Annotated in this window: 12 protein-coding genes, 1 other RNA gene and 1 pseudogene; 4 read left to right on the forward strand and 10 right to left on the reverse strand. The window is 74.2% G+C overall.

Annotated features, from left to right (window positions below; translation table 11 throughout):
- Nucleotides 1-42: 42 nt before the first annotated feature.
- Nucleotides 43-1095 carry a Gfo/Idh/MocA family protein gene (locus ACQPW6_RS09230; RefSeq protein WP_433889073.1) on the forward strand — a complete coding sequence of 351 codons (1053 nt, stop codon included), beginning with the start codon at nucleotides 43-45 and terminating at the stop codon, nucleotides 1093-1095.
- A 10-nt stretch (nucleotides 1096-1105) separates the two neighbouring features.
- On the opposite strand, the gene ACQPW6_RS09235 is transcribed toward ACQPW6_RS09230, so the two are convergent.
- Nucleotides 1106-1432 (reverse strand): 4a-hydroxytetrahydrobiopterin dehydratase, encoded by a 327-nt coding sequence (locus tag ACQPW6_RS09235; RefSeq protein ID WP_433889074.1) that lies wholly within the window; start codon nucleotides 1430-1432, stop codon nucleotides 1106-1108.
- Nucleotides 1433-1631: 199 nt separating this feature from the next.
- On the opposite strand from ACQPW6_RS09235, the gene ACQPW6_RS09240 reads away from it, so the two are divergent.
- Complete coding sequence (locus ACQPW6_RS09240) at nucleotides 1632-2492, forward strand: PhzF family phenazine biosynthesis protein (RefSeq protein ID WP_433889075.1); 861 nt, start codon at nucleotides 1632-1634, stop codon at nucleotides 2490-2492.
- A gap of 48 nt (nucleotides 2493-2540) precedes the next feature.
- Here ACQPW6_RS09240 and ACQPW6_RS09245 read toward each other — a convergent pair whose 3' ends face one another.
- The 6 genes from ACQPW6_RS09245 to rnpB all read right to left on the reverse strand — a co-directional run bounded on the left by ACQPW6_RS09245 (nucleotide 2541) and on the right by rnpB (nucleotide 7234).
- Nucleotides 2541-3767: a cytochrome P450 gene (locus tag ACQPW6_RS09245; protein ID WP_433889076.1), complete on the reverse strand. Its 1227-nt coding sequence runs from the start codon at nucleotides 3765-3767 to the stop codon at nucleotides 2541-2543.
- Entirely contained in the window at nucleotides 3764-4471 is a 708-nt protein-coding gene (locus ACQPW6_RS09250; protein WP_433889077.1) for a GTP-binding protein, read from the reverse strand. Before ACQPW6_RS09250 ends, ACQPW6_RS09245 begins: the two co-directional genes overlap by 4 nt.
- On the reverse strand, nucleotides 4449-4802 hold the full coding sequence (locus ACQPW6_RS09255; RefSeq protein ID WP_433889078.1) for a DUF742 domain-containing protein: 354 nt from the start codon (nucleotides 4800-4802) through the stop codon (nucleotides 4449-4451). Before ACQPW6_RS09255 ends, ACQPW6_RS09250 begins: the two co-directional genes overlap by 23 nt.
- Nucleotides 4799-5224 carry a roadblock/LC7 domain-containing protein gene (locus ACQPW6_RS09260; protein WP_433889079.1) on the reverse strand — a complete coding sequence of 142 codons (426 nt, stop codon included), beginning with the start codon at nucleotides 5222-5224 and terminating at the stop codon, nucleotides 4799-4801. The genes ACQPW6_RS09255 and ACQPW6_RS09260 overlap by 4 nt, the downstream gene beginning before the upstream one ends.
- Nucleotides 5221-6621 carry an ATP-binding protein gene (locus ACQPW6_RS09265; RefSeq protein WP_433889080.1) on the reverse strand — a complete coding sequence of 467 codons (1401 nt, stop codon included), beginning with the start codon at nucleotides 6619-6621 and terminating at the stop codon, nucleotides 5221-5223. Before ACQPW6_RS09265 ends, ACQPW6_RS09260 begins: the two co-directional genes overlap by 4 nt.
- 209 nt (nucleotides 6622-6830) lie before the next feature.
- Nucleotides 6831-7234, reverse strand: an RNA gene (rnpB, locus tag ACQPW6_RS09270) — RNase P RNA component class A.
- A gap of 125 nt (nucleotides 7235-7359) precedes the next feature.
- Here rnpB and yaaA point away from each other — a divergent pair.
- Both yaaA and eda read left to right on the forward strand, forming a co-directional pair.
- Nucleotides 7360-8145: a peroxide stress protein YaaA gene (yaaA, locus tag ACQPW6_RS09275; RefSeq protein ID WP_433889081.1), complete on the forward strand. Its 786-nt coding sequence runs from the start codon at nucleotides 7360-7362 to the stop codon at nucleotides 8143-8145.
- 132 nt (nucleotides 8146-8277) lie between these two features.
- The gene (gene eda / locus ACQPW6_RS09280; RefSeq protein ID WP_433889082.1) at nucleotides 8278-8898 is read left to right on the forward strand and encodes a bifunctional 4-hydroxy-2-oxoglutarate aldolase/2-dehydro-3-deoxy-phosphogluconate aldolase; all 621 of its coding nucleotides are present in this window, start codon (nucleotides 8278-8280) and stop codon (nucleotides 8896-8898) included.
- A 10-nt stretch (nucleotides 8899-8908) separates the two neighbouring features.
- Here eda and ACQPW6_RS09285 read toward each other — a convergent pair.
- The 3 genes and pseudogenes from ACQPW6_RS09285 to ACQPW6_RS09295 all read right to left on the reverse strand — a co-directional run.
- Nucleotides 8909-9577: pseudogene (locus ACQPW6_RS09285) on the reverse strand (histidine phosphatase family protein); the annotation flags it as partial.
- Between the two features lie 51 nt (nucleotides 9578-9628).
- Nucleotides 9629-10372, reverse strand: a complete 744-nt coding sequence (locus ACQPW6_RS09290) for a zinc ribbon domain-containing protein (RefSeq protein WP_433894475.1) — start codon at nucleotides 10370-10372, stop codon at nucleotides 9629-9631.
- Nucleotides 10369-11244 carry a Nif3-like dinuclear metal center hexameric protein gene (locus ACQPW6_RS09295; protein ID WP_433889083.1) on the reverse strand — a complete coding sequence of 292 codons (876 nt, stop codon included), beginning with the start codon at nucleotides 11242-11244 and terminating at the stop codon, nucleotides 10369-10371. The genes ACQPW6_RS09290 and ACQPW6_RS09295 overlap by 4 nt, the downstream gene beginning before the upstream one ends.
- Nucleotides 11245-11583: the final 339 nt, after the last annotated feature.

The raw sequence follows: 11583 nt of genomic DNA on the forward strand, positions 1-11583 counted from the left end.
TGATCGCGCACCACCGAGACCGGATTAGAGGCTGACCGACCGATGAGTGACGGCACGCACACCGCCGCAGACGGCACCCGGCAGGCGGGCGAGGGCCCGCGCAGGATCCGCTGGGGCATCCTGGCCACCGGCGGCATAGCCGCCACCTTCACCGAAGCGCTGCGGACGCTGCCGGACGCGGAGGTCGTCGCGGTCGGCTCGCGCAGCCTGGACAGCGCCAAGGAGTTCGCCGGCCGGTACGGCATCGAGCGGGCGTACGGCTCCTGGGCGGAGCTGGCCGCCGACGACGAGGTGGACGTGGTCTACGTGGCCACCCCGCACTCCGCGCACCGGGAGGCGACCGGGATCTGCCTGGAGGCCGGCCGGGCGGTGCTGTGCGAGAAGGCGTTCACGCTGAACTCCCGGGAGGCGCAGGAGCTGGTGGACCTCGCCAGGGACCGCGGGCTGTTCCTGATGGAGGGCATGTGGACGTACTGCAACCCGCTGATCCGGCACCTGATCACGCTGGTCGCGGAGGGCGCGATCGGCGAACCGCGCCAGGTGTCGGCGCACTTCGGCTTCTCCGGGGACTTCCCGGTCACCCACCGGCTGCGTGATCCCGCGCAGGGCGGCGGCGCGCTGCTCGACCTCGGGGTCTACCCGGTGTCCTTCGCGCAGCTCATCCTGGGCGAGCCCGACACCGTCAAGGCGTGGGCGCATCTGACCCCGGAGCGGGTGGACGACAACACCGGGATCGTGCTGGGCTGGAACGACGGCGCGGTGGCCACGCTGAGCTGCTCGATCACCGCGGACACCGGCGCGCCCGCGACGATCACCGGCACCACCGGGCGGATCGAGATCCCCGAGGGCTTCTTCAACCCCGAGCGCTTCACGCTGCACCGCCGCGACGAGGAGCCGCTGACGGTGCTGCTGTCCGACGTGAGCGAGGACCGGCACCGCGGCACGATGCGGCACGAGGCGGAGGAGGTCATGCGCTGCCTGCGCGAGGGCCTGACCGAGTCGCCGCTGGTGCCGCTGGCCGGCACGCTGTCGATCATGCGGACGCTGGACGCGATCCGCGCGGACCTCGGGGTCAGCTACCCGGGCGCGGACTAGGGCCGGTCCGCTAGTCGGCCGCCAGCGGGGCCGCGCCGTGGCCGGGGGCGATCGCCGCGATCCGGGCGGCGAGGTCGAAGTCCTTGGCGGTCAGCCGGGAGCCGGCCGCGTGCGTGGTGATCGAGACGGACAGCGTGTCGTAGCCCAGGGTCAGGTCGGAGTGGTGGTTCAGCTCCTCCTGGATGCTCGCGATGTGCACCGCGAAGATCGCCGCCGGTACGTGCGCGAGGCGGTACTTCGCGGCCAGCTGCGTCGCGCCGGCCGCCAGCGACCAGCCGGGGAGGCCGGCCAGCAGGCGTTCGATCTCCTGTGGCGACAGCGGCTCGGCGTAGGGCATGGTGGGCCTCCATGGGGGGACGGCGGGGGTGTCGGTCCGTCAGTCGGGCGGTCTTGTCGGCCGAGGCTGTCGGCCGGGTGTCGGCGGGCCCTCCCATCGTCGCACCGCCCGCGCCCCGCGGGCAGGAAGCGCGACGCGCGGGTCGCCGCCCGGCGGCCCGCGGGGAATACCTTTCCGAGCAGCACCGGTTGGAGCGGACATGACGAACAGCACCAGCGGCGGGCCCACGATCCTGCGCTACACCGCCTTCTCGGGCGACCCGGCCGGCGGCAACCCCGCCGGGATCGTGCTGGACGCGGGCGGGCTCGACGCCGCGCAGATGCTCGCGATCGCCGCGGACGTCGGCTACTCGGAGAGCGCGTTCGTCACCGGGATCGACGAACGCACCCTGACCGTGCGGTACTTCAGCGCCAAGGCCGAGGTCACGTTCTGCGGCCACGCCACGCTGGCGACCGCGGTGGCCTTCGCCGAGCGGCAGGGCGCCGGCGAACTGCTCTTCCGCACCCCGGCGGGCGAGGTGCCGGTGACCGTGGCAGCGGGCCCCGACGGCGTGCTGCGGGCCACCATGACCAGCGTCGAGCCGAGCAGCGAGGACGTGCCGGCCGCCACCGTCACCGAGGCGCTCGCCGCCCTGCACTGGGCGGAGTCAGACCTCGACCCCGCCTTCCCGCCGCGGATCTCCTACGCCGGCGCCCGGCACCTGGTGCTGGCCGCGGGCACCCGGAGCCGGCTGGCCGACCTGGACTACGACTTCACCCGGCTCGGCGCGTTCATGACCTCGCTGGACCTGACCACCGTCCAACTGGTGTGGCGGGAGAGCGACACCGTCTACTACGTGCGCGACCCGTTCCCGGTCGGCGGCGTGGTCGAGGACCCGGCCACCGGCGCCGCGGCCCTCGCCTTCGGCGCCTACCTGCGGGAGTTGGGCGTGGTGACCGCGCCCGCGACGATCACCCTGCACCAGGGCGACGACCTGGGCCGGCCGGGCGTGCTCACGCTGGAGCTGGTGCCGGGCGACCCGCGGGTGCGGGTCAGCGGCGAGGCCACCGCCATCGCCTGACCGCACCCGGCCGCCTGGTCACCTGGTCGCCGCTTCCGGCGCCGGGGACTACTCCTCGGCGCCCTTGCCCCCCGCGCCGGCCGGCGCGGCGGCCAACGGCGTGAACCGCACCGGCAGATGGGTCAGCGCCCGGTGGAACGGCCCCGGGCGCCACAGCAGTTCGGCGGTCGGCAGCGCCAGCTCCATGTCGCAGAGCTGGCTGGTCAGCTGCTCCACGGCGGTGATCGCGATCAGCAGCGCGGGCTGCCTGGCCGGGCAGCCGTGCGGCCCCGCCCCCCACGCCAGGTGCGCGTTCTGCCCGGAGCCGGCCGGGCCGGCCGCGGCCTCGGGCGCGGCGTCGCTGTTGGCGGCGGCGTAGGAGACCAGCACCAACTGCCCCTCGCGCAGCCGCACTCCGTGGAACTCGGTGTCGTAGCGCGCGTAGTGCGCCGACAGGTTCGCCAACGGGGGGTCCTGCCACAGCACTTCGTTGATCGCCTCGTGCGCGGTCATCGCGCCGCCGTACACCGAGCCGGCGTACCGCGGGTCGGTGAGGATGCGCAGCAGCGAGTTGGCGATCAGGTTGGTGGTCGGCTCGTGCCCGGTGACCATGGTGTGGGCGATCTGCCGGACCGTCTCGTCGTTGTTCAGCCGCGCCGGGTGGGCCAGGAAGTACGAGGTCAGGTCGCGGCGCGGGTGCGCCCGCCGGTCGGCGACCAGCGCGCTGACCACGTCCACCAGGTCGTCGTAGGCGGCGACCGCGTTGCCGGTGGAGGTCATCGTCCCGGTGATGCCGGCCACCAGCCGGTCGCTGTCGGCCGCGGCCACCCCGAACCAGGTGTTGAAGACGTGCAGCGGCAGCATCTGCGCGTAGCTCGCGACCAGGTCGGCGGTGCCGGCCCCGGCGAACTCCCGCAGCAGCCGCTCGGAGACCGCGGCGACCTGCGCCTGGAGGACGTGCGGCTCGATCATCGCCAGCGTGTCGTTGATCGCCTGCCGGTAGCGCTCGTGCACCTCGCCGTCGCTGAACATCGCGGTCGGCCGGTAGCCGAGCATCGGCAGCACGGGCGAGTCGTCGGGGACGCCGGCCTGCCAGTCCCGCGGGTCCTTGGAGAAGGTGTGCGTGTCGCGCAGCAGGTCCAGCGCGGCCTGGTAGTCGGTGACGAGCAACGCGGCCACGCCCGGGGCGAGTTCGACCGGGGCCATCGTGCCGTGCAGCCGCAGCCGGTCGTAGTGGCCGTGCGGGTCGGCGGCGAACGCGGGACCGTAGAGCGCCAGCGGCGCGGCCGTCGTCACGCCGGGTCCGCGGTCACGGCGGTCGTGGCGGGCGCGGACGTGGCGGGCACGGTGGGCACGGTGGGCACGGTCATGGCCGGCTCCTGGGGCAGTCGGGTCAGTACGTGCTCGGCGAGCGCGATCAGCGTGCCGATGCTGCCGTGCCGGTCGCGGGCGTCGCACTGCACCAGCGGGGTGTCGGGGTGCAGGTCCAGGTGCCTGCGCAGCACCTCGTCGTCGTGGTCGGGCGCGCCCGGGAAGCGGTTGACGGCCACCGCGTACGGCAGGCCCTGCTCCTCGACCATGTCCATCACCGCGAACGACTCCGCGAGCCTGCGGGTGTCGGCCAGCACCAGGGCGCCGAGCGCGCCGCGGGCGATGTCCTGCCACAGCGGGAAGAACCGCTCCTGCCCCGGCGTGCCGAACAGGTAGAGCACCAGGTCGCCGGGCACGGTGAGCCGGCCGAAGTCCACCGCGACGGTGGTGGTGCCCTTGTCCGGCAGCCCCGGCAGGCGGTCGACGCCGGCCGACGCCTGCGTCATCACCTCCTCGGTGTGCAGGGTGGGGATCTCGGACAGGGTGCGGATCAAGGTGGTCTTGCCCACACCGAAGGGGCCGGTGACGACGAGCTTCATCAACGTCTGTCCGGCGGGGGGCAGATAGCCGATTCCGGCGGTGCCCGCGGCGGCCTTGCGACCGCTGTCAGTGGAGCGAGCGGAGTCCAACGAGGAGCCTCTCGATGAGCGAACGGTCGATCTCTTCGGCTTCGGGGACGGCCGACCTGGCCAGCAGGTGGCCGCCGTCCACCAGGTCGGCGGCCAGGAACACGGTGGCGCTGACCGGCAGTCCGAGGTGGGCGGCGCACTCCACGAGGGTGAGCGCGCCGGGTCCGAGCAGCTCCCACAGCCGCAGGTGTTCGGGGCCGCACTCCCCCGCGGCGGGCGCGGCCGGGCCCTGGACCAGCAGCGTCATGCGGTCGAAGTCCCGGCCGCCGGCGGGCCGTTCCCTGCCCCCGGTGGCCAGATAGGCGGGGATCAGTCGGCGCCTGGGGTTCATGGCAGGTCGGCTGCGTCCGGTTCGCGGGCGGGAGCGTTCATCACCCGGGCGAGCGCCGCCACCTGGACCTGCATCTGGTAGGCGATGTTGCCCAACTGGGTGTCGGGGGAGGCGAACAGCGCCAGCGAGGTGTTCTGCCCGGCCGGCACGACGACCGCGAAACCCTCGGCCGACTCCACCACGGTCTGCGCCAGTTGCGGCCGTTCGTCGTTGGTGAAGGCGGTGGTGAACGCGCGGGCCGCCGCGTGCAGGGTGGCGGTCATGGCGGCCACCCGCTCCGCCGAGGCCCGGTCGAGGCCCGGTGAGGCGCCCTCCACCAGGCCGTCGCCGGTGGCGATCAACGCGTGCTGGACGCCTGCGAGTTCCAGCAGCGGAGCCAGCACCCAGGACAGGTCCTCTGCCGTGGGTCGGGAGGTGCTCACGAGCGGTGTTCTCCTTGGTCGTCTGAGGTGGCCTTGACGGCGGCCCGACCGGCACCGGCGCCGGCACTGTCACCGGCGCTGTCTCCGGCTTCGGCGGGCGCCGGCCGGGCCGCGTCCCTGCCGCCGCGGGTGCCGTCCTGGAGCGCGCCCCACAGCGCGCCCGACTGCTCGGGGCTTCGTACAGGGACGGCGGCGGGTGCCTGAGCGACGGCGGCCGGGCGGCCGGCGGCGGGGTTCTCCCGCGGGGCCCGGCGGCGGCGGGAGGGCAGCGAGGCGACGGCGGGGAACCGCGTGGTGTCGGCGCCCGGCCCGTCCTCCGCCCGTCCGCCGCCCGAGCCGGCGACCGGCCCCGGCACCAGGACGGACAGCGTGTGCTCGTCGTCGATCACGGTCAGCAGGTTCGCCGGGATCCGCAGCATCGCGCGCACCCCGCCGTACGGGGACGACTCGACGTGGCAGCTGAAGCCGTACTGCCGCACCAGCCGTCCGACCACCGCGAAACCGGCCTGCGGCGGGTTGCCCAGCTCGGTCAGCAGCACGCCCTCGGGGCCGGCCAGCAGCCGGCGGGCCCGGGTCAGGTCGTCCTGCTCCATGCCGATGCCGCCGTCGTCGATGACCACCAGCGCGCCCCGGCCGCCGCTCTGCTGGACGGTGACCGGTACCTCGGTGTCGGGGTGCGAGTACGCGGTGGCGTTGGCCAGCAGCTCGGCCACCGCGATGGCCAGCGGCTCCACCGCCCGGGCGACCACCGCGAGCCGCTGCTCGCGCAGGTGGTTGGCGACCTTGATCCGGGAATAGCCGGGCACCCGGGACTGCGCGCCGAGCACGATCTCGGCGAGCTGCGAGTCGCCGCGGGCCAGCCCCGGCCATGCCTCGCACAGCACGGCGGTGGCCTGGATGCGGCGCAGCGCCAGCTCGTTGCGGAAGTCGAGTTCGAGCAGCCGGGGGTCGTCGTTCTCGTGCTGGAGGTCCTGGAGCAGGCTCTGGATCTGGTAGAGCAGCGACTGCACCTTGGCGGTGGCGCCGCGCATCGCGGACCTGGCCGCCGCGTCCACCCGGTCGCGTTCGCCGGCCACGGCCTCGGTGGCCGATTCCAGTACCTTGCGCAGCGCGCGGGCGACCCCGGCGTCGGACTCCCTCGGCGTCAGCAGGCCCACGATCGGCGCGTGCGGGTGGTTCAGCGCCAGCACGGCCGCCGGTATCCGCTCGTCGGCCAGGTGCCGTATCTCGCCGATGGCGGCCTGGAGTTGGTCCTCCGCGTTCTTGGCCCTGACCTCAGAGGTCGTCGCCCGGGTCTCGGCCGCCTTCAGCAGGGCGGTGTCCCGCCGGTGCTGGTCGGCCGCCCAGATGCCGACTCCCGCGGCGAGAACGAAGACGACGATCACGACAACGATCACAATGCGCCGTCCAAATCCCTGACCCCGTTCACGATGGTCACCATGCCGAGGCCCCCGCCCCTGCTCGTCATGGCCTGATTATTGCGTCACAGGTCGGGTCATTGGAAAGGGAAACGGCACATTGGACGGCAGAAACCGTTATTGGTGACGGGCCGTCGCCGCGGCGTGATGGACCGTGATCGGCAGTGCCTGCGGAGGGGGTTGAGCGGCAGACGAGTCGAGCTCTACGCCGGATTCTGTCGCCGGTCGACCTCGCGGTCGGCCGGGAGACGGCCATCCATCTAGGGCTGCCGTTGCCGACAGCCTCATGCGGTCTACCCGCGGACTCGGGCGGGCAGCCCTCGGACGTCCGCGCGGGTGCCGTATTCCTACGGCGCCCTCTTGACCTTGCTCCGGGTGGGGTTTACCTAGCTGCCCAGGTCACCCTGGGCACTGGTGGTCTCTTACACCACCGTTTCACCCTTACCGGGGACCTGGGTCCCCGGCGGTCTGTTTTCTGTGGCACTTTCCCGCGGGTCACCCCGGGTGGCCGTTAGCCACCACCCTGCCCTGTGGAGTCCGGACGTTCCTCGGCGGGACCCGGAGGCCCCGACGCGGCCGCCCGCTCGGCTCGTCTGCCGTACCGCCATCGTAGCCGCTCCGGGAGGGGTCGCCTGTCGCGGACTCTAAGCTGGTGGCGGGCCGCGTCGGGCCCTCCGGACAGGAAGTCGGGCCCTGCGGGCAGGAAGAGGAGCAGCCGTGCTGGTACTGGTGCCGCCGTCGGAGGGGAAGGCCGCCGGAGCGCGGCGGGGGGCGCCGGTCGACCTCGGCCGGCTGTCACTGCCCGGGCTGAACGGGGCGCGGTCGGCGGTGCTCGACGAGCTGGTGGAGCTGTGCGCGGCCGACGAGGACAAGGCCGTGGACGTCCTCGGCCTCACCCCCGGCCTGCGCGGCGAGATCGCCAAGAACGCGGCGCTGCGGACGGCGCCCGCGCTTCCCGCCGCGCGGCTCTACACGGGGGTGCTCTACGACGCGCTCGGGCTGGCCACCCTCGACCGCGCGGCCCGGCGCCGCGCCGACCGCTCGCTGCTCGTGTTCTCCGGCCTGTGGGGCGCGCTCCGGCTCACCGACCGGGTGCCGGCGTACCGGTGCTCGATGTCCGTCCGCCTCCCGGCGGCGGGGGGCCTGGCGGCGTACTGGCGCCCGTTCATGGACGAGGTGCTCCCGGAAGCGGCCGGGAGCGGCCTGGTCCTCGACCTCCGGTCGTCGGCGTACGCGGCGGCGTGGAAGCCGCGCGGCCCGCTGGCGGGGCGGACGGCGACCGTCCGGGTCCTCCAGGTGACGGTGGTCGACGGCGTCGAGAAGCGGATGGTGGTGAGCCACTTCAACAAGGCGACGAAGGGCCGCCTGCTGCGAACCCTCCTGGAGTCAGGCGCACGCCCGAAGACCCCCGGGGCACTGGCGGGTGTGCTGCGCGAGCTCGGCTTCACGGTGGAGGAAGCGCCCGGCGGCCGCTTGGACGTCCTGGTACGCGAACTCCATTAGCGCTTCCCGCAGGCGCACTGTGGCTTGTCGCGCAGTTCCCCGCCCCTGGCGGGCGCATACCTCCTGGGAGCGGGGATTGCGGAGGGTGCAACGGGCGTTGCGGGGGGTGGAACGGGCGGGGAGGATTCGGGGATGGACTCCGTGCTTGGTCTCGCTCCCGTCATTCCCGTCGTCGTTCTCGGCGACGTCGAGGATGCCGTGCCGCTCGCCAGGGCGCTGGTGGACGGGGGGCTCGTCGCGATCGAGATCACGTTGCGTACTCCTGGCGCGCTGGACGCCATCCAGGCCATCGCCCACGAAGTGCCCGACGCGATCGTCGGCGCCGGGACCGTCCTCACCGGGGATCAGGTGGCGGCCGCCGCAGGCGCGGGAGCGCGGTTCCTCGTCAGCCCGGGGTGGACGGACCGCCTGCTGGACGCCATGCGCGGCTCGGGCCTGCCGTTCCTGCCCGGCGTCTCCACCGCCGGCGAAGCCCTGGGGCTGCTGGAACGCGGCGTCACCGACATGAAGTTCTTCCCGGCCGAACCGGCGGGCGGCACCGCCTACCTGCGCTCGCTGGCCTCGCCGCTCCCCCAGGCCCGTTTCTGCCCGACCGGCGGCATCGACGCGGCCCGCGCCCCGCAGTACCTGGCGCTGCCGAACGTCTCCTGCGTCGGCGGCACCTGGATGCTCCCGCCGCAGGCGGTCCGCGCCCGCGCCTGGGACGAGATCCGCACCCTGGCCCGCGAGGCCGCCGCACTGGGCGCGCGGTAACCCCGCGAGCTCACCGCAGGTGCCCCGTGTCGTTGAGCAGCCGCACCGACGCGTTCCCGTCCGGGTAGTACGCCACCGCCGACAGTGACGCCGGGGCCAGCTCCATCCGGTACACCGCCTCGGGCGGCGCCCCCAGCGCGAGCCTGACCAGCGACTTCGCCGGGGTGACATGCGTGACGAGCAGCACCGTACGGCCGGGGTACCGGGCCAGCACGTCGTCCCGGACGGCGGCCACCCGCGCGGCGACCTCGTCGAAGCTCTCGCCGCCCGGCGGCGGCACGGCGGTGGACGCCAGCCACGCGTCCAGCTCGGCGGGCTGCCGGGCCCGCGCCTCGGCGAACGTCAGCCCCTCCCAGGCGCCGAACGCGGTCTCCCGCAGCCCGTCCTCGACCCGTACGTCCACGTCCCCGAGCCGCGCCGCGACCACCTCGGCGGTCTGCCGGCACCGGGCAAGGGGGGAGGTCAGGACGACGGGCACGGACCCGCCGCCACCGATCGGCGCCGACCCCGTACCGGCCGAACCCCAACTGCCGCCCGCGCGCAGCGCCGCCCCGGCCCGTTCCGCCTGCCGGCGCCCGTACGGCGAGAGGCCCGGGTCCGAGGCCGTGGCGCCGCTACCGGAGAAACGCTTCTGCTCGGTGAGCGCCGTCTCCCCGTGCCGCAGCAGTACGAACGTGGTGCCGCCGTCCACCCGGGAACCGCCGTAACCCGCTACCAGCCCCTACCGTCCCTACAGCCCGGAATCGGCCGTCCGGACCAGGATCCGGCGGCAGTTCTCGCAGCGCACCACCTCGTTGGCGGGCGCGGCGCGGACCTCGTTCAGCTCGGTGATGTTGAGCTCCAGGCGGCAGCCCTCGCAGCGCTTCTGGAACAGCCGCGCCGCCCCGACCCCGCCCTGCTGCCCGCGCAACTTGTCGTACAGCTTGACCAGGTCGGCCGGCAGGTCGGCGGCCAGCACCTCGCGCTCCTTGGCGACGCTGAAGCCCTCCGCGTCGATCGCCTGCAGCGCCTCCGCCTTCCGGGCCTCCGTCTCCGCCGTCCTGGCCTGGGCGGTCTCCACCCGGCCGGTCAGCTCGGCGGCACGCCCCTGCGCGTTCTCCCGGCGCTCCATGACCTCCAGGACGACGTCCTCCAGGTCGGACTGCCGCTTGGCGAGCGAGGCGATCTCGCGCTGCAGGTTCTCCAGGTCCCTGGGTGACGTGGCCGCGCCGGAGTCGAGGCGCTGCTGGTCGCGGGCGGCGCGCTGGCGGACCTGGTCCACGTCCTGCTCCGCCTTGGTCTGCTCGCGGGCGGTGTCGCTGTCCTCGGTCTGCGCGGCGACCAGCAGGTCGCGCAACTGGGCGAGGTCGGCGCCCAGCGCGTCGAGCTCCGCGTGCTCGGGCAGGTTCTTCCGCCGGTGGTCGAGCTGCGCGATACGCGCGTCGAGGGCCTGGACTTCCAGGAGGCGGATCTGGTCGGCGGGCTCGGCGTTCAGCGTGGGGCTCCTGAGCTGCTTGAAGGGACGGGAAGAGAGGTGTGGGCGGTCCACGGGTCGGTGACCGCGTCCGAGACGTGGGTACGCAGCGCCCAGCCGTGCCGGTCGGAGATCGCGTCGAGCTGCGCGGCGGCCTGCTCGCACCAGGGCCACTCGGTGGCCCAGTGTGCGGCGTCGATCAGCGCGGGGCCGCCCGCGAGGCGGGCCTCGGAGGCCGGGTGGTGCCGCAGGTCGGCGGTCAGGAAGACGTCCACGCCGGCCGCCCTGACCTCGGCGAACAGGCTGTCGCCGGAGCCGCCGCAGACCGCGACCGTACGGACGGTGGCCTGCGGGTCGCCCGCGACGCGCAGCGGCACGGCGGTCTCCGGCAGGCCGCGGGCGGCGAGGTCGGCGAACTCGGCGAGGGTGAGCGGGACGTCCAGCTCGCCGATCCGGCCGAGGCCGCGGCGGCCGGCCGGATCGTCCGGATCGGGCACCAGCGGGCCGGTGATCCGCAGGCCGACGGCGGCGGCGAGGGCGTCCGAGACGCCCGGGTCGGCGCGGTCGGCGTTGGTGTGCGCGACGTGCAGGGCGACGCCGGCGCGGATCAGGTCGTGCACGACCCTGCCTTTGAAGGCGGCGGGGCCTTCGGGAGCGACGGTGGTGGTGCCGCGCAGGTAGAGCGGGTGGTGGGTGACCAGGAGGTCGGCGCCGATCCTGACGGCCTCGTCGACGACGGGCTGGACGGGGTCGACGGCGAACAGCACGCGCCGCACGGTTGCGGCCGGGTCGCCGCAGACCAGCCCGACGGCGTCCCACGCCTCGGCCCGCTCGCGCGGCCAGAGCGCGTCGAGGGCGGAGATCACGTCGGCGAGGACGGGGGTGGAGGCCACGCGGCAAAGGTTACCCGCCCGCCCCTACGCCCCGCGGGCCAGCCACCCGCCCACCTCCCGGTAAGGAACCGCGACCCGAGCCCCGGCGCACCTTCCAGAGCCTGAGGCCGCGTCGTCGGGTGCGGGCCCACTGTGGCTGAGCGCGCAGTTCCCCGCGCCCCCGAGGGGCTGCCACTTGAGGCTGCGTGGTCGGCTGCCAGGTCCGCCGTGGCTGGTGGCGCAGTTCCCCGCGCCCCTACGGGGCCCGACCCACCGCGGTCAGGCGCGGGTCCGTCGTGGCTGATCGCGCAGTTCCCCGCGCCCCCAAGGGGTTGCCACCGGAGGCTGCGTTGTCGAGTG

This window comes from Streptomyces sp. CA-111067 (genome assembly GCF_050956065.1).
Lineage (GTDB): Bacteria > Actinomycetota > Actinomycetes > Streptomycetales > Streptomycetaceae > Actinacidiphila.

Excerpts from the sequence above, each read along its gene's own strand:
- ACQPW6_RS09230 (WP_433889073.1), top strand. The coding sequence starts at position 43 with ATGAGTGACGGCACGCACACCGCCGCAGACGGCACCCGGCAGGCGGGC.
- ACQPW6_RS09235 (WP_433889074.1), bottom strand. The coding sequence starts at position 1,432 with ATGCCCTACGCCGAGCCGCTGTCGCCACAGGAGATCGAACGCCTGCTG.
- ACQPW6_RS09240 (WP_433889075.1), top strand. The coding sequence starts at position 1,632 with ATGACGAACAGCACCAGCGGCGGGCCCACGATCCTGCGCTACACCGCC.
- ACQPW6_RS09255 (WP_433889078.1), bottom strand. The coding sequence starts at position 4,802 with ATGAACCCCAGGCGCCGACTGATCCCCGCCTATCTGGCCACCGGGGGC.
- eda (WP_433889082.1), top strand. The coding sequence starts at position 8,278 with ATGGACTCCGTGCTTGGTCTCGCTCCCGTCATTCCCGTCGTCGTTCTC.